Below are 16,926 nucleotides of genomic sequence, written 5' to 3' on the forward strand. Positions count from 1 at the left end.
GATCAGTCCTCTGGCGGGAACACAACCTCCCCACTTTCGGACAACGTGATCGTGATCGCCTCGACCGGGCACCCCTCGGCCGCTTCGAGCACCTTCTCGTTGGCGTCGGTCTCGGGATCCGCGGGGTGCGACTGGCGGGCGGAGTCGAGCGCGAAACCGCCCGGCGCCGTGATCACGCACATCCCGGAGCCGATGCAGACCGACCGGTCCACCTCGACGTGCCAGCGGTCACCCATCAGGCACCCGCCCCTTCGTAGCCCGCGGGGAGGTGGATCATCTTGTGCTCGAAGTACTCGCCGTACCCCTCGGGCCCGAACTCCCGCCCGAGACCGGAGTTCTTGTAGCCGCCGAACGGACCGAGCATGTCGAGGCTGAAGGTGTTCACCGAGTACGTCCCGGTGCGCACCCGCCGCGCGATGTCGATGCCGCGCTCCGTGTCCGCCGTCCACACGCTGCCGCTGAGCCCGTAGTCCGAGTCGTTGGCGATCTTCACGGCCTCGCTCTCATCGCCGTACGGGATGAGGCAGATGACCGGGCCGAAGATCTCCTCGCGGGCGATGCGCATCGAGTTGTCCACGCCGCCGAAGAGTGTCGGCTCGACGTACCAGCCCTCGTCCAGTCCGGCCGGACGCCCGCCGCCCGTAAGGATCTTGGCGCCTTCCTCCTGGCCGATGCGGATGTAGTCGAGCGAGCGCTGCTGCTGGCGCTTGGCGACCAGCGGGCCCAGTTCGGTCTCCGGGTCCAGCGGGTCGCCGACCTTGAGCGCGGAGGCCGCGGCGGCGAAGGCCTCGGCGAACTCGTCGTGGCGCGAGTGCGGCACGAGGATGCGGGTCTGGGCCACGCACGCCTGGCCGTTGATCATCCAGGCGAAGGGGACGATGCCGGCGACCGCCGCCGACGCGTCCGCGTCCGGCAGGATCACCGCGGCCGACTTGCCGCCCAACTCCAGGGTCACGCGCGTGAGATTGCGGGCGGCGACCTCCATGACGCGCTTGCCCGCGCCGACGGAACCGGTGAAGGACACCTTGTCGATGCCGGGGTGCCCGACGAGGTACTCGCTCACCTCGCGGTCCGCGGAGATGATCGAGAGCACGCCCTGCGGCAGCCCGGCCTCGGTGGCGATCTCGGCGAGTATGTACGCGTCGAGCGGCGTCTCGGGCGAGGTCTTGAGGATCACCGGGCACCCGGCGAGCAGCGCGGGCGCGAGCTTGGCCGCGGCGGTGAACTGCGGGACGTTCCACGGGACCACGGCCGCCACGACACCGACCGGCTCGCGGCGCACGAGGATCTTGCCGAGGGCTCCGTCGCGCGCCTCTTCGTACGTGAAGTTCTTCGCGACGGTGAGCGCCGAGTCCCAGACCATCATCGCGGCGAGGGCCTGGACCATCACGCTCGATGTGTACGGGGTGCCGTTCTCGGTGCTGATGACGCGGGCGATCTCCTCGTGCCGTACGGCGAACGCGTCCTTGATCCTGGTGACGACCTCGATCCGCTCGTCGAGCGTCATCCGGGGCCAGGGGCCCTCGTCGAACGCCTTGCGCGCGGTGGCGACGGCCCGATCGACATCGGCGGGCGCGGCGTGCGGCACCCGCGCGAAGACCTGCCCGGTGTGCGGCGAGGTCACCTCGATGACGTCCTTGCCGAGGGGATCCACCAGCTCCCCGCCGATGAAAAGCTGTCCGTGTTCCACGAGCTCGGTCATGGCTGACTGCCTCCTGCGGGATTCCGCCGTGTGCGGCACGCTTTCTGACACAGTTTCAGAACTCACTGATGCAGAACTGATACCAGTTCTAGTTCCAGGAGTCCACGGCGGAGCCGGGCGGAGAATGTGACCGGCGCCTCACTTACGACCGGCCTGCCCAAGTGCCCTGACGAATCGGTCGACTTGGGCGATCATTGGAACTAGTTCTAGTTACGGAGAGATGAGGGCACCCCATGACGCAGGTGACCGATCCGCAGGTGACGGAGCACGGCGGGGGCGTATGGAGCATCAAGGTCCCCATCCCCGACAACCCTCTGGGCTTCACCCTCGTGCACCTCCTGGACACCGACAGCGGTCCGGTCCTCATCGACACGGGGTGGGACGACCCCACGTCCTGGGACGCCCTCGCCTCCGGCCTCGCCGCCTGCGGCACCTCCGTCGACGCGGTGCACGGCGTCGTCATCACCCACCACCACCCCGACCACCACGGCCTCTCCGCCAAGGTCCGCGAGGCATCGGGCGCGTGGATCGCGATGCACGAGGCGGACGCGTCGGTCGTACGCCGCACGCGGACCGGACCGCCCGCGCGCTGGTTCGACTACATGGTGGAGAAGCTGACGGCCGCGGGCGCCCCCGCCGAGCACATGGCCCCGCTCATCGCCGCTCGCGACGCGGGCCGCACGCCCCGGCTGCCAGGACTCGCCGCCGCGCTCCCCGACCGCGACATCACGCCGGGCGAGCTGCTCGGACTGCCGGGGCGCAGGCTCCGCGCGATCTGGACCCCCGGCCACACCCCGGGCCACGTCTGCCTGCACCTGGAGGAGGAGCACCCGGCGCGACTGCCCGGCCACGGGCGTCTGTTCTCCGGCGACCATCTGCTCCCCGGGATCACCCCGCACATCGGCCTGTACGAGGACCCCGAGGACGAGAGGATCACCGATCCCCTCGGTGACTACCTCGACTCCCTGGAGCGCGTCGGCCGCCTCGGCCCCGCCGAGGTCCTTCCGGCCCACCAGTACGCGTTCACCGACGCCCCGGCCCGCGTGCGGGAGATCCTGGCCCACCACGAGGAGCGCCTCACCGACCTGCTCGCCCTCCTCGCCGAGCCCCTCACACCCTGGCAGCTCGCCGAGCAGATGGAGTGGAACCGCCCCTGGGCCGAGATCCGCTACGGCTCGCGGAACATCGCGGTCTCCGAGGCGGAGGCCCATGTGCGGCGCCTGGTGAAGCTGGGGCGCGCGGAGGCGGTGGGCAGCGATCCGGTGCGGTACCGCGCGGTGTGAGCCGCGGCCGGGGGCGGGCGCCCCGGGGCACTCTCCCTACGGGCCGGTAGAGTGGCCCCCGTCGTCATCATGCCCGTACGGGGGGAAGCCGGTGCGAATCCGGCGCTGACCCGCAGCCGTATACCGCACCTGAGCGGTGAGCCGGAATGCCCGGTACGGAGCATGACCGGCTCGCTTCATCGGGGCCCCCGATGAACGGCACCGTCGAGGTATACGGAGCCGGAGCCGCCCGGAGCCCGTGCCCGCTACGTGCCCGTGCTGCCCCGCTCCCCGCAGGGAGAGGCACCCGCCGCATCATGAACGTTCGCCGCAGCGCAGCGGTCCTGGCCGCCGTCGCCGTGTTCGGTTCGGCCGCCGCCCCGGCCGCTTTTGCGGAGACCGCGAAGCCGTCGCCCTCCGCCGCTCTTCCCTCCGCCCTGTACGGCGACGCCGACCCCAAGTTCGACGGGGTGTTCCGGCAGTCGTACGCCCTGCTCGCCCAGGATTCGGCCGGCGTGAAGCCCGCCGCGAAGTCCGTCGACTGGCTCACTGGCCAGCAGTGCGCGAGCGGCGGCTATGCCGCGTACCGCGCCGACGCGGGCGAGCCGTGCGACTCCAAGACGATGTTCGACAGCAACGCGACGGCAGCCGCCGTGCAGGCGCTCGCCGCGCTCGGCGGTCAGAAGAAGGCCGTCGACAAGAGCGTCGGCTGGCTGAAGTCGGTGCAGAACAAGGACGGCGGCTGGGGCTACAGCCCCGGCATGGACTCCGACGCCAACTCCACCGGCATCGTGATCGGCGCGCTCGCCGCGGCGGGCGAGAAGCCGCGGTCGGTGAAGTCGCAGGACGGCAAGTCGCCGCTCGACGCGCTGCCCGCGCTCTCGATGAGCTGCGACAAGGACGGCGGCGCCTTCGGCCTCGCGGACGTCAAGTCCGGCAAGCTCTCGCCGAACGCGGACGCCACGGCGGCCGGTGTGCTCGGCGCCCACGGCAAGGGCCTGGTCGTCGACGCCGCCGAGAAGAAGTCCGCCGCCCCCAAGTGCGCGAAGGCGGACACCGCCGAGCAGGCCGCGGCGAACGGCACCGGCTACCTCCTGAAGACCCTCGCCGATGGCGACGACCACCTGATGTCGTCGATGCCCGGCGCCAAGAACATGCCCGACCTGGGCAACACCGCCGACTCCGTGCTCGCGCTCGCCGCGGCCGGCCAGCCCGAGCAGGCCAAGAAGTCGGCTCAGTGGCTGTCGAAGAACTCGGCGGACTGGGCCAAGAAGTCCGGCCCCGCCGCCTACGCCCAGCTGATCTTCGCCGCCCACGCCTCCGGCATGGACCCGCGCGACTTCGGCGGCGCGGACCTGGTCAAGCAGCTCAACGCTCAGGGCCCCGCGCCGCAAGCCACCGAGCAGGCTGCCGACGAGAAGAAGGACAGCGACGACGGCGGCGTGAGCATCTGGTGGATCATCGGCGTCGGCATGGTCGCCGGTATCGGCATCGGCTTCCTCTACAGCGGCAACAAGAAGAAGCAGCAGCTGTGACGCGGGGTCGCGCGCGGTGCGGACGCCTGGTGACCGGGGCGCTCCTCGCCGCCCTGTTCGGTGTCCTCGCCGCCGCCCCCGCCCAGGCCGTCGGCTACCGCTACTGGTCCTTCTGGGACCGGGACGGCTCCGCGTGGGCGTACGCGAGCCAGGGGCCGAGCACCGCCCGCCCCGACGACGGGGCCGTCCAGGGCTTCCGGTTCTCCGTGTCCGACGACTCGCAGGACTCCGCGAAGCCGCGCGGCGCCGCGGACTTCGACACGATCTGCGCCAAGACCCCCGCCAAGGACGACCGCAAGCGGATCGCCCTGGTCATCGACTTCGGCACGCCGGGTGACGCCCCCGGCGGTGAGACCCCGCCGAAGCCGCGTACCGCCTGTGCGCAGGTCGCGGACGACGCGACGAGCGCGGACGCGCTCGCCGCGGTCGCCAAGCCCCTGCGCTACGACAGCAACGCGCTCCTGTGCGCCATCGCGAACTACCCGAAGTCGGGCTGCGGGGAACAGGTCTCGGGCAACGGAGAGTCCACGGACACGGAGAAGAAGCCGACCGCGAGCGACAGTGAGGGCGACTCCGGTGGTCCCTCCGTCGGTCTGATCGCGGGCGTGGCCGCCATCGCCCTGCTCGGCGCCGCCGCCGTCTGGCAGGCACGCCGCCGACGCGGCTGACCGCACGATGACCGATCACCCGAGCACCGCTCCCGGTGCGCTGCGACGGCGTCTGGCCCCCCAGGCGCACCGGAGCAACGCGCTGCACCCGGGCGCCTGGTGGGTGTGGGCGCTCGGGCTCGGCGTCGCGGCGTCCCGCACCACCAACCCCCTGCTGCTCGGTCTCCTGATCGGGGTCGCGGGCTATGTCGTCGCTGCCCGCCGGACGTCGGCGCCGTGGGCACGGTCGTACGGCGCCTTCGTGAAGCTCGGCCTCTTCGTGATTGCGATCCGGCTCGTCTTCGCCGTCGTCCTCGGCTCCCCCATCCCCGGTTCGCATGTCATCGTGACGCTCCCCGAAGTGCCGCTGCCCGACTGGGCGAAGGGTGTGCGGATCGGGGGCCGGGTGACGGCCGAGGGGCTGCTCTTCGCGCTCTACGACGGGGTGCGCCTCGCGGGGCTCCTCATCTGCGTCGGCGCCGCCAACGCCCTCGCGAGCCCGGCTCGGCTGCTCAAGTCGCTGCCGGGTGCGCTGTACGAGGTGGGGGTCGCCATCGTCGTGGCGATGACGTTCGCGCCGAACCTGATCATGGATGTGCAGCGACTTCGTGCCGCGCGGCGCCTTCGTGGGCGCGCCGACAAGGGCATCCGGGGACTGCTCCAGGTCGGGCTCCCTGTTCTTGAGGGCGCCCTTGAGCGGTCGGTCGCTCTGGCCGCCGCGATGGACGCGCGCGGGTTCGGCCGCAGCGCGCCGGTGCCCGCCGGGGTGCGCAAGGCGACGGCGTTCCTGACGCTCGGCGGCCTGATGGGCGTCTGCGCGGGTACGTACGGCCTGCTCTCCGCGGACGGCACGGGCTACGGTCTGCCGGTCCTGGCCGCCGGTCTCGCCGCCGCCCTCGCGGGACTGCGCCTCGGCGGCCGGCGCTCCGTCCGCACCCGCTACCGCCCCGACCCGTGGGGCGTGCGCGCGTGGCTCGTCGCCGGGTCGGGGATCGCCGTGGCGGGCCTGATGATCTGGGCCGCCACGTACGACGCGTCCGCCCTGCACCCCGGGGTCGTCCCCCTGACGGCGCCGACGCTGCCGCTGTGGCCCGCGGCCGCCGTGCTCGTCGGGCTACTGCCGGCTTTCGTGGCGCCGGTACCCGCGGGGGAGGCGGCGCCTGAGCGGACAGGGAAACCGACTCCGGCGCGGGCCAGGGAATCGGCATCCGCTGAAGCGGGAAACCCGACCCCGACGCGGGCCAGGCAGTCGGCATCCGCCGAAGCGGGAAGCCCGGCGTCCGCGCCAGCAGGGGAGCCGGACCCCGCGCCCGCTGGGCCGCCGCCCGCGCCTGCCGGGGACTCGGCGTCCGCACACGTGGACAAGCCGGCGACCCCCTCCGCGGGGAGACCGGCGCCCGCCCCTCCCGAGTCCGCCGCCGCGCCCTCCGAGTCCGACGCCCCCGTACCCACCGAGGAGCCCTCATGATCCGCTTCGAGGATGTCTCCGTGACGTACGAAGGGGTCGACGGGCCCACCGTGCGCGGGGTCGATCTCGCCGTGCCCGAGGGCGAGTTGGTGCTCCTCGTCGGGCCTTCCGGGGTCGGCAAGTCGACGCTGCTCGGCACGGTGAGCGGGCTCGTGCCGCACTTCACCGGGGGCACGCTGCGGGGGCGCGTCACCGTGGCGGGGCGCGACACCCGTACGCACAAGCCGCGTGAACTCGCCGACGTCGTCGGCACGGTGGGCCAGGATCCGCTCTCGCACTTCGTGACGGACACGGTCGAGGACGAGCTGGCGTACGGGATGGAGTCGCTCGGGATCGCGCCCGACGTGATGCGCCGCCGGGTCGAGGAGACCCTGGACCTCCTCGGCCTCGCCGATCTGCGCGACCGCCCCATCGCCACGCTCTCCGGCGGCCAGCAGCAGCGCGTCGCCATCGGCTCGGTGCTCACGCCGCACCCCGAGGTCCTCGTCCTCGACGAACCGACGTCGGCGCTCGACCCGGCCGCCGCCGAGGAGGTGCTCGCCGTACTGCAGCGGCTCGTGCACGACCTGGGCACGACGGTCCTGATGGCCGAGCACCGCCTGGAGCGGGTCGTCCAGTACGCGGACCAGGTGCTGCTGCTCGCGGCGCCGGGCGAGCCGCCCGTGCTCGGGGATCCCGCCGAGCTGATGGCCCGCTCGCCGGTCTACCCGCCGGTGGTGGGCCTCGGCCGCCTCGCGGGCTGGTCCCCGCTGCCGCTGACGGTGCGGGACGCGCGACGCAGGGCGGGTGCGCTGCGGGAGCGCCTGGCCGGGGCCGAGCCCCGAGAGGAAGGCGTGGCCGTACGTCCGGCGGCGGGCCGGCCGAGCCTCTTCCGGCGTACGAAGAAGACGGATGCCCCGGAGGCACCCGCCGCGAGCGTCTCCGGTCTGGCCGTGCGCCGGGGCCGGGTGGAAGCCCTGCGCCGCGTGGACCTCACCGTCTCCGCGGGCGAGACCGTGGCCCTGATGGGCCGCAACGGCGCCGGGAAGTCCACGCTCCTGTCGACCTTGGTGGGCGTGCTCGAACCGGCGTCGGGCTCGGTACGCGTCGGCGGCGCGACCCCGCACCGCACAGGCCCGCGCGAGCTGATCCGGCACGTGGGTCTGGTCCCCCAGGAGCCGCGGGACCTCCTCTACGCGGACACGGTGGCCGCCGAGTGCGCGGCGGCCGACCACGACGCGTCGGCCGCTCCGGGCACCTGCCGAGCCCTGGTCACCGAGCTGCTCCCCGGCATCGCGGACGACACGCACCCCCGCGACCTCTCCGAGGGCCAGCGCCTCACCCTGGCCCTGGCGATCGTCCTGACGGCCCGCCCTCCACTGCTCCTCCTCGACGAGCCGACCCGGGGCCTCGACTACGCGGCCAAGGCCCGCCTCGTCACGCTCCTGCGCGGTCTGGCCGCCGAGGGCCACGCGATCGTCCTCGCCACGCACGACGTGGAACTGGCGGCGGAACTGGCCCACCGGGTGGCGATCCTCGCCGACGGGGAGATCGTCGCCGACGGCCCGACCCCGGACATCGTGGTCTCGTCGCCGTCCTTCGCCCCGCAGACCACCAAGATCCTCGCCCCGCAGAAGTGGCTGACCGTGTCGGAGGTACGGCACGCGCTGGACGGCGGGGGTGGGCCCGCGTGAGCCGCGCCCCCGTCGTCCGCCAGGCCAGGCCCATCCGCCTCGGCCCGCGCTCCATCGGCGCCCTCGCGCTCGTCAGCGCGGTCGGCGTCGTGGCCTTCGGGTGGCCGCTCATCGCGGGCGGTACGTCGGGGCTCAGCGCGCACGCCCAGGACGCGCCCTGGCTGTTCGCGGCCCTGCTTCCGCTGCTGCTCGCCGTCGTCGTGGCGACCATCGCGGACGTCGGGCTCGACGCCAAGGCCATCGCGATGCTCGGGGTGCTCGCCGCCGCCGGTGCCGCGCTGCGACCGCTGGGGGCGGGGACGGCCGGGATCGAGCCGATGTTCTTCCTCATGGTGCTCAGCGGGCGCGTGCTCGGACCCGGGTTCGGGTTCGTGCTCGGTGCCGTGTCGATGTTCGCCTCCGCGCTGCTCACCGGTGGCGTCGGTCCGTGGATGCCGTTCCAGATGCTGTCCATGGGGTGGGTCTGCATGGGCGCGGGGCTGCTGCCGGGCCCCGACAGCATCCGCGGGCGCCGCGAGCTGTGGCTGCTCGCCGCCTACGGGGCCGTCTCGTCCGTCCTGTACGGCACCGTCATGAATCTGCAGGGCTGGCCCTACCTCGGCGGCCTCGCGACCGGCGTCTCCTTCGTGCCCGGCGATCCCGTCGGTGACAACCTCGGCCGCTTCATCGCGTACTGCCTGGCGACCTCCCTCGGCTGGGACCTGCCCCGCGCCGTCGTCACCGTCCTGCTGAGCCTCGCCCTCGGGCCGGCCGTCCTGAAGGCGCTGCGCCGGGCCACGCGCCGGGCCGCCTTCGAGGCCCAGGTCACATTCGAGGGGCCGAAGGCGTAGGCGGGCGCTGGCTCTGCGTCACGCGGGGCGGCCTTCGCGGTGAGGCGGCCCACAGTACTTTGGTCCTCTACTAGGGCGGGCCGTAGATACGACCCCCTGGCGCGTACGCGTCAAAACGTGCCCTGACCTGCGAATTGAGAGCCACGTCACACGCGGGACCTTTCGCCCACATGCGACATCCACTAGTAAAAACGGTCATTGCGGAGGCGCTCCAGCCCTGCTTCTCTGGATCGAGTCGCACGGCGCCGCCGGCCTCAAGGCCCAGGGCGCCGACGCATTCCCCCCGCCACACTCCCGTGGCCAACGGCGTGCCCGCGACACCATGTCCCCCACGGAAGGTCACGCTTTGTCCGCCACGCTCCTCCGCCGTATCGCCACCCCGAAGAAGGCCCTCACCGGTGCCGCCGTGGCCGCCGCCACGACCGGCATGGTGCTCGCGGCGGGTCCGGCCCAGGCCGCGGCCCCGACCGAGGCGAAGGCGGCCGCTCCGGCCGCCGCCCCCGCCGCGGCTCCCTCCTCGGCGCAGGCGATCGCGAAGAAGATGATCCCGGACCCCGCTCAGTACAAGGCGTTCAGCAAGATCGTGGAGCACGAGAGCGGCTGGAACCCCAAGGCCACGAACGCCTCCTCCGGCGCCTACGGCCTGGTCCAGGCCCTGCCCGCCTCGAAGATGGCGTCGGCCGGTTCGGACTGGAAGACCAACCCCGAGACCCAGATCAAGTGGGGCCTCGACTACATGAACGAGCGCTATGGCAGCCCGGTCGGCGCGTGGAACCACTGGCAGGCCAACGGCTCCTACTGAGCCGACAGGACGCCCTGAAGCACACGAAGGCGGCCACCCCCTCTGCGGGGTGGCCGCCTTCGTCGTACGCAAGGGAATGGATCACTCACAGCCGCTGAATAATCGTCCCCGTAGCCACAGCACCCCCCGCGCACATGGTGATCAGCGCGAACTCCTTGTCCCGGCGCTCCAGTTCATGCAGGGCAGTCGTGATGAGCCGAGCCCCGGTCGCCCCCACGGGATGCCCCAACGCAATCGCGCCCCCGTTCACGTTCACCTTCTCCAGGTCCTGCTCGAAGATCTGCGCCCAGCTGAGCACCACCGACGCGAACGCCTCGTTGATCTCCACGAGGTCGATGTCCTTCAGAGACATCCCCGCCTTGCCCAGGACCGCCCGCGTCGCGTCGATCGGCCCGTCCAGGTGGAAGTGCGGATCGGCGCCCACCAGCGCCTGCGCCACGATCCGCGCGCGCGGCTTCAGCTTCAGGGCTCGCGCCATCCGCTTCGACGCCCACATGATCGCCGCCGCGCCGTCCGAGATCTGCGAGGAGTTCCCCGCGGTGTGCACGGCGGTCGGCATCACCGGCTTGAGCCGCTCAAGGCCCTCCATCGTGGTGTCCCGCAGCCCCTCGTCCCGGTCGACGAGCCGCCACATGCCCTGCCCCGCCGCCTGCTCCTCCTCCGTCGTCGGCACCTGGACGGCGAACGTCTCGCGTTTGAAGCGCTCCTCGGCCCAGGCAGTGGCGGCGCGCTCCTGCGAGATGAGGCCGAGCGAGTCGACGTTCTCCCTGGTGAGGCCGCGGTTGCGGGCGATGCGCTCGGCCGCCTCGAACTGGTTGGGCAGGTCGACGTTCCACTCCTCGGGGAACGGCTTGCCGGGACCGTGCTTGGAGCCCGAGCCCAGCGGCACCCGTGACATCGCCTCGACGCCACAGCTGATCCCCACGTCGATGACGCCCGCCGCGACCATGTTGGCGACCATGTGGCTGGCCTGCTGCGACGAGCCGCACTGACAGTCCACCGTCGTCGCCGCGGTCTCGTACGGAAGGCCCATCGTGAGCCAGGCCGTGCGCGTGGGGTTCATGGACTGCTCCCCGGCGTGGGTCACCGTGCCGCCCACGATCTGCTCGACACAGTCGGCGTGGATGCCCGTACGGCCGAGGAGCTCGCGATAGGTCTCGCCCAGCAGATAGGCGGGGTGGAGATTGGCGAGCGCGCCGCCGCGCTTACCTATGGGGGTGCGTACGGCTTCGACGATGACAGGTTCCGCGGCCATGGGCGTCCTCTCCATCCACATCCCGCGGGAGTGTCCCGGCACCCACGCGGAGAACTAGTACGCGTTCTAGTTCTGCAAGCAGTCTGCTGAGCCCGACCCCGCCGCCGCAAGGGGCTTGCACGCACCTTGCGCACGACCTGCACGAAAGCCAGCCCGTCGCGGGCCTTGCCACTTGTAGAACCCGTTACTACCTTGCGGGCATCTCCTGATGGACCGTCAGGACAGCTACAGAGCTGCCAGAACTGAACTCCTGGAGTTGCCGATGCCCTGTCCAGCGCTGCCCGACGGGTTCGACTTCACCGACCCCGACCTGCTCCAAGAGCGCGTACCCCTACCGGAGTTCGCCCAGCTGAGGCAGACGGAACCGGTGCGCTGGATCGCCCAGCCGCCGCGCATCTCCGGCTTCGACGACGCGGGCTACTGGGCCGTCACACGGCACGCGGACGTCAAGTACGTGTCCACGCACCCGGAGTTGTTCTCCTCCAACCTCAACACCGCGGTCATCCGTTTCAACGAGACGATCAGCCGGGACCAGATCGAGGTCCAGAAGATGATCATGTTGAACATGGACCCGCCCGAGCACACCCGGGTCCGCCAGATCGTGCAGCGCGGCTTCACGCCCCGCGCCATACGCTCCCTGGAGGACGCCCTGCGCGACCGCGCGGGCTCCATCGTCGAGACCGCCCTGGCGAACGCCGCGGCCGACGGCTCCTTCGACTTCGTCACGAACGTCGCCGTGGAACTTCCCCTCCAGGCCATCGCCGAGCTCATCGGCGTACCCCAGGACGACCGGACGAAGATCTTCGACTGGTCCAACAAGATGGCCGCCTACGACGACCCGGAGTACGCGATCACCGAGGAGGTCGGTGCCGAGGCGGCCATGGAGATCGTCTCGTACGCGATGAACCTCGCCGCCGCCCGCAAGGAATGCCCGGCCAAGGACATCGTCAGCCAGCTGGTGGCCGCCGAGGACGAAGGCAACCTCTCCTCCGACGAGTTCGGCTTCTTCGTCATCCTGCTCGCGGTGGCCGGCAACGAGACCACCCGGAACGCCATCACCCACGGCATGCACGCCTTCCTCACCCATCCGGAGCAGTGGGAGCTCTTCAAGCGCGAGCGCCCCGAGACCACCGCGGAGGAGATCGTGCGCTGGGCGACCCCCGTGGTCTCCTTCCAGCGCACCGCGACCCAGGACACCGAGATCGGCGAGGCGAAGATCAAGAAGGGCGACCGCGTCGGGATCTTCTACTCCTCGGCCAACAACGACCCCGAGGTCTTCGACGAGCCGGAGAAGTTCGACATCTCCCGCGACCCGAACCCGCACCTCGGATTCGGCGGCGGAGGCCCGCACTTCTGCCTCGGCAAGTCCCTGGCCGTCCTGGAGATCAACCTCATCTTCAACGCGATCGCGGACGCGCTGCCCGATCTGCGTCTGGTATCCGACCCCCGCAGGCTCCGCTCGGCCTGGCTGAACGGGGTCAAGGAACTGCAGGTCAGCACGGGCTGACCCGCTGCCAGGGAGGCAGGGGCGACTCCCCCCTACGCCCTGCCCCTGCCTCCCCCGGGTCTTTTCCCGCGGAGCCAACGTTTCCGTTGCGTGACGCGTCTTGAGAAGTGAACCTTGCCTTTCCAAGACTTCGAACGGAAACGGTCGCCGTGGTCTCCGCAGGTCTCTCCCTGGCACCATCGGGCAGCACACCCAATGAGCGGAAGACCTCCCTCCGCGCCTTCTGCCGACGCCACCGGATCCCGCTCGTCGCCACCCTGCCCACCCTTCCCCTGTACGCGGTGTGGGCGGCGTTCCTCGCCACCGGCGGCGGCGACCTGGCGGCGCAGTACGCCTGGGCGCGCTTCGCCTCGGAGCACGGGGCCGCCGCGTACGGCCTGTTCTGGTACGGCGGCATGCACACCGCCAACTACAGCCTGATCTCGCCCTACTTGATGGCCGCCGTGGGCGTGAAGACGGTGACGGTGGTGTCGGGCGTCGCCGGTGCCTGGCTGGTCGCCGCGCTCGTCGAACGCACCGGGATGCGGCGCCCGCTGTGGCCCGCGGTGCTCGCCTCGCTCGCGGTGTGGTGCAACGTCGCGTCGGGGCGCACGACGTTCGCGCTCGGCATCGCCTTCGGGTTCGCCGCGTGCCTGGCGCTCGTGCGGGAGCGGCGCGTGGGGGTCGCCGTGGTGTGCGCGGCGCTCGCCACCATGTCCAGCCCGGTGGCCGGACTCTTCCTCGTGGTGGCGGGCGCCGCCTATTTCCTCGTACGGGACTGGGGCCGGGCCGCGGCGCTGATCGTGCCGCCGGTGGTGGTCGTGGGGGCGACCACCGCGCTCTTCCCGTTCACCGGCGAGCATCTGATGCCGTTCGACCGGATCTTCCCGCCCGTGGTGTTCGGCCTGGCGCTCATCGTGGCGGCTCCGCGCGAGTGGCGGGTGCTGCGGTGGGGGGCGGGCGTGTACGCGGCGGGGACGGTCCTGACGTATCTCATCCCGTCCCCGATCGGCACGAACGTGGAGCGCCTCGCCGAGCTCCTCGCGCCCGCCGCGCTGCTCGGCGCCCTGCTGATGCCCGCGCTGTCCCGCGTACGCCGCGTCGTGCTCATCGTCGCGCTCGTCCTTTCCACGGCCTGGGTGACGCAGAAGACGGCGGACGATCTGACGGTGTCGACGGCCGTGCCGAAGTGGGCCGCCGACACCCAGGGCGTGGTGCGGGAGCTGGAGCGGCTCGGCGCCGACCGGGGGCGCGTGGAGGTGGTCCCGGCCCGCAACCACCGCGAGGCCACGGCCCTGGCGCCGTACGTGAACATGGCGCGCGGCTGGAACCGGCAGCTCGACATCGAGCGCGGCCGCCTCTTCTACGACGGGTCCTTCTCGGCCGCCACCTACCGGGCGTGGCTGGACAAGTGGGCGGTCGGCTATGTGGTGCTGCCTTCGGGCAAGCCGGACGGGTTCGCCGAGGACGAGGCGGCCCTGGTCGCCAGCGGCCCCAAGTGGCTCGAACCTGTGTGGCGGGACGCGAACTGGCGGGTGTTCCGGGTGAAGGACGCGGTGCCGATGGTGTCCAGGCCCGCGACCGTCGTACGGTCCACCGGCTCCGCCATGGTGGTGCGCGTCCCCACCCGCGAGCCGGTGACGCTGCGCCTGGTGTACTCGCCGTGGCTCCGGGCGGAGGGGGCCTGCCTGAAGCGGGACGGCGACTTCACCCGACTCACGGTGTCCACGCCGGGCACGTACAGGATCAGCTCGGGGTACGGTCCTTCGCCGCGTCCTTCGTCATGTCGATGACCGGCGGCTCCGCCCCCGTCGCCACCTTCACCGTCCTGCCCACGCGGGGCCCGGCCAGGAGGTAGCCGAGGCCGAAGCCCGCGCCGACGACACTCGCGCCGCCCACCGCGTCCAGGACCCAGTGGTTCCCGGTGGCGACGATCGCGGAGACCGTGAACAGCGGGTGCAGCAGACCGAGCGCCTTCATCCACCACTTCGGCGCGAGGATCACGATCACCACGCCGCACCACAGCGACCAGCCGAAGTGCAGCGAGGGCATCGCCGCGTACTGGTTGGTGAGCGCGGTCAGCGTGCCGTAGTCCGGCTGGGTGAAGTCCTGCACGCCGTGGACCGTGTCGATGAAGCCGAGCCCGGGCATCAGGCGCGGCGGGGCCAGCGGGTAGAGCCAGAATCCGACGAGCGCGAGGACCGTCGCGAAGCCGAGCGCCGAGCGTGCCCAGCGGTAGTCGGCGGGACGCCGGACGTAGAGCACACCGAGGACGGTCAGCGGCACCACGAAGTGGAACGACGTGTAGTAGAAGTTGAAGAACTCCTCGAGCCAGTCGACCTTCACCACCGCGTGGTTGACCCAGTGCTCGATGTCGATGTGCAGGAACTGCTCGATGGAGTAGATCTGCTCGCCGTGCTGCTCGGCGGTGGCACGGCCGCCCGAGTTGGTGCCGCCCGTCGCGGCCAGCCGCGCCTGCTGGTAGGCGGAGTAGCCGACGCGGATCAGGAGCAGTTCGAGGAGGAGGTTCGGCCGGGTCGTGACCCGCCGCCAGAACGGGAGCAGCGGCACCCGACTCCAGCGCGCGGGAACGGGCTTGGCGTAGTCGGTCGGGACGGGCTCCTGGTACTGAGGGTGCGCGCGGGAGAGGAACGGCACCACCGTGGCGGCGGCGAGCGCGGCGATCAGCACGACGTTGTCGCGGATGGGCTCCACGACCGGCATGTTCGGCAGCATCATCTTCGCCGGCAGCGTCGACACGAGGATGACGGCGATCGGCCACATGTACCGGTCGGACTGCTTCTTGCCGACCCGGCCCACCACCGCGAGCAGCACCCACAGGAGCTGGTGCTGCCAGGTCGTCGGGGACACGGCGACGGCGACGCAGCCGGTGATCGCGACGGCGAGCAGCAGCTGCCCGTCCTTGGCGTAACGGACTGCGCGGCGCACGCCGAACCAGATGACGGCCACGCCCAGGACCACGAACACGCCGATCTCCAGCGGCCCTTCGAGGCCGAACCGGAGCAGGGCGCCGTGCAGCGACTGGTTGGCGAGACCGTCCGGACTCGCGCCGAGGCCCGCGCCCGCCAGGTGGTGTATCCAGTACGTCCACGAGTCGTGCGGCATCGCGGCCCAGGCGAGCGCGGTGACGGCGAGGAACGTGGCGCCGGTGGACGCCGTGGCGCGCCTGCGGCCGGTGAACCAGAACAGGGCGGCGAAGAGCAGCAGCGTGGGCTGGAGCGCGGCCCCGATGCCGATGAGGACGCCGCTGGCGCGCTCTCCCCGGACGGCGAAGCAGCCGAGCAGGACGAGGAGCACGGGAATGATGCTGGTCTGGCCCAGGTGCAGGGTGTTGCGCACCGGGAGCGACAGCATCAGGAGGCAGATCGCGACGGGCGCGGCGAGCAGTGAGGTGCGCCGGGACACGGGCTGCGGCAGCGCACGGGCCGCGACCATGCCGAGGATCACGACCAGGGTCAGCGTGCCGAACGTCCAGCCCCAGCCGAGTGCTTGCTCGGCCGCGCGGGAGAACGGTTTGAGCACGAGTCCGGCGAATGGAGTGCCGGTGAACTTGTCCGCGTCGTAGAAGGAACCGTTCACATGCAGGACGCCCTCCGGGCCGATCCAGGTCTCCAGATCGGTGAGCCGCTCCCCTTTCGGCGTACGCAGGACGACGGCCACCTGTCGTACCGCGAGTACGGCAGCGATCAGCCAGAGGGTGACGCGGAGCACCCCGATCCGCGTCCTCGGTGTGCCGGGCGTACCCGCCCCAAAGGCATTTCCCGGTCCCCCGTGCTCAACATTCGCCACGCGCCGTCGGCCCTCCCGCCCCGCTCGTCATCTCTGCTCGGTCCCAACGTCCGGTCGGCTCCGAGAGTTCTCCCTCGGTTCCGAGGTGTGCGGCCGGACCCGAAGGGCTCGCGCCCTCGTCGGACCCGAAAGGCCCGCGCCCTCAGATGAGACGCGCGCAACCTCCATTTCACCTGGCAGCCACACCGCTTTCTACCGGCTTTTGCGCAGACTTCCCAACCAGGCCTTTTGTCCGGTTGACGACCGGATCTCCACAGGCCGTCCACCTTCCATCCATGTAACGACGGCCCGGGCCCCGCACGGCGGTTCCCCGCACGAGCCGCGACATAGATCACAAAGGCGCCTTCCGGCCACCAGCGGAAGCGGAACCATTTGCCCTGGATAGCGGCACTTTCCGGGCAGTGTGCGGTTGGCCGGACACCGACCGTAATGATGCCACCTACACCTATGGTCGCT

13 protein-coding genes and 1 riboswitch are annotated in these 16,926 nt (G+C 71.4%); of the genes, 9 read left to right on the forward strand and 4 right to left on the reverse strand.

Going from position 1 to position 16,926, the window contains the following annotated elements; genetic code table 11:
• Positions 1–2: 2 nt before the first annotated feature.
• Both ACWGI2_RS11845 and ACWGI2_RS11850 read right to left on the reverse strand, forming a co-directional pair.
• Positions 3–236: a ferredoxin gene (locus ACWGI2_RS11845; protein WP_453395308.1), complete on the reverse strand. Its 234-nt coding sequence runs from the start codon at positions 234–236 to the stop codon at positions 3–5.
• Positions 236–1,702 (reverse strand): aldehyde dehydrogenase, encoded by a 1,467-nt coding sequence (locus ACWGI2_RS11850; protein WP_453395309.1) that lies wholly within the window; start codon positions 1,700–1,702, stop codon positions 236–238. Before ACWGI2_RS11850 ends, ACWGI2_RS11845 begins: the two co-directional genes overlap by 1 nt.
• Before the next feature lie 233 nt (positions 1,703–1,935).
• Between ACWGI2_RS11850 and ACWGI2_RS11855 the strand changes: the two genes are divergently transcribed.
• The 7 genes from ACWGI2_RS11855 to ACWGI2_RS11885 all read left to right on the forward strand — a co-directional run bounded on the left by ACWGI2_RS11855 (position 1,936) and on the right by ACWGI2_RS11885 (position 9,919).
• The gene (locus ACWGI2_RS11855; RefSeq protein ID WP_453695072.1) at positions 1,936–2,985 is read left to right on the forward strand and encodes an MBL fold metallo-hydrolase; all 1,050 of its coding nucleotides are present in this window, start codon (positions 1,936–1,938) and stop codon (positions 2,983–2,985) included.
• 81 nt (positions 2,986–3,066) lie between these two features.
• Positions 3,067–3,137: riboswitch (cobalamin riboswitch) on the forward strand.
• Between the two features lie 144 nt (positions 3,138–3,281).
• Positions 3,282–4,499: a prenyltransferase/squalene oxidase repeat-containing protein gene (locus ACWGI2_RS11860; protein WP_453695073.1), complete on the forward strand. Its 1,218-nt coding sequence runs from the start codon at positions 3,282–3,284 to the stop codon at positions 4,497–4,499.
• Complete coding sequence (locus ACWGI2_RS11865; protein WP_453695074.1) at positions 4,496–5,167, forward strand: SCO2322 family protein; 672 nt, start codon at positions 4,496–4,498, stop codon at positions 5,165–5,167. Before ACWGI2_RS11860 ends, ACWGI2_RS11865 begins: the two co-directional genes overlap by 4 nt.
• A 7-nt stretch (positions 5,168–5,174) precedes the next feature.
• On the forward strand, positions 5,175–6,614 hold the full coding sequence (locus ACWGI2_RS11870) for a CbiQ family ECF transporter T component (protein ID WP_453695075.1): 1,440 nt from the start codon (positions 5,175–5,177) through the stop codon (positions 6,612–6,614).
• Entirely contained in the window at positions 6,611–8,287 is a 1,677-nt protein-coding gene (locus ACWGI2_RS11875) for an ABC transporter ATP-binding protein (RefSeq protein WP_453695076.1), read from the forward strand. Before ACWGI2_RS11870 ends, ACWGI2_RS11875 begins: the two co-directional genes overlap by 4 nt.
• Positions 8,284–9,117, forward strand: coding sequence for an ECF transporter S component (locus ACWGI2_RS11880; RefSeq protein ID WP_453695077.1), 834 nt, complete (start codon positions 8,284–8,286; stop codon positions 9,115–9,117). The genes ACWGI2_RS11875 and ACWGI2_RS11880 overlap by 4 nt, the downstream gene beginning before the upstream one ends.
• Before the next feature lie 346 nt (positions 9,118–9,463).
• Positions 9,464–9,919 (forward strand): aggregation-promoting factor C-terminal-like domain-containing protein, encoded by a 456-nt coding sequence (locus tag ACWGI2_RS11885; protein ID WP_453695078.1) that lies wholly within the window; start codon positions 9,464–9,466, stop codon positions 9,917–9,919.
• 85 nt (positions 9,920–10,004) lie between these two features.
• Here ACWGI2_RS11885 and ACWGI2_RS11890 read toward each other — a convergent pair whose 3' ends face one another.
• A complete protein-coding gene (locus ACWGI2_RS11890) occupies positions 10,005–11,174 on the reverse strand; it encodes a steroid 3-ketoacyl-CoA thiolase (RefSeq protein WP_453695079.1) in 1,170 nt (389 codons plus the stop codon).
• 262 nt (positions 11,175–11,436) lie between these two features.
• On the opposite strand from ACWGI2_RS11890, the gene ACWGI2_RS11895 reads away from it, so the two are divergent.
• Positions 11,437–12,681 carry a cytochrome P450 gene (locus tag ACWGI2_RS11895; protein ID WP_453395317.1) on the forward strand — a complete coding sequence of 415 codons (1,245 nt, stop codon included), beginning with the start codon at positions 11,437–11,439 and terminating at the stop codon, positions 12,679–12,681.
• A 149-nt stretch (positions 12,682–12,830) separates the two neighbouring features.
• Positions 12,831–14,453, forward strand: a complete 1,623-nt coding sequence (locus ACWGI2_RS11900; protein WP_453695080.1) for a hypothetical protein — start codon at positions 12,831–12,833, stop codon at positions 14,451–14,453.
• Here the strand turns inward: ACWGI2_RS11900 and ACWGI2_RS11905 are convergent.
• Positions 14,407–16,470, reverse strand: a complete 2,064-nt coding sequence (locus tag ACWGI2_RS11905) for a bifunctional glycosyltransferase 87/phosphatase PAP2 family protein (RefSeq protein ID WP_453695081.1) — start codon at positions 16,468–16,470, stop codon at positions 14,407–14,409. The genes ACWGI2_RS11900 and ACWGI2_RS11905 overlap by 47 nt on opposite strands.
• Positions 16,471–16,926 lie beyond the last annotated feature (456 nt).

It is taken from the genome of Streptomyces sp. NPDC054866, from assembly GCF_053610745.1.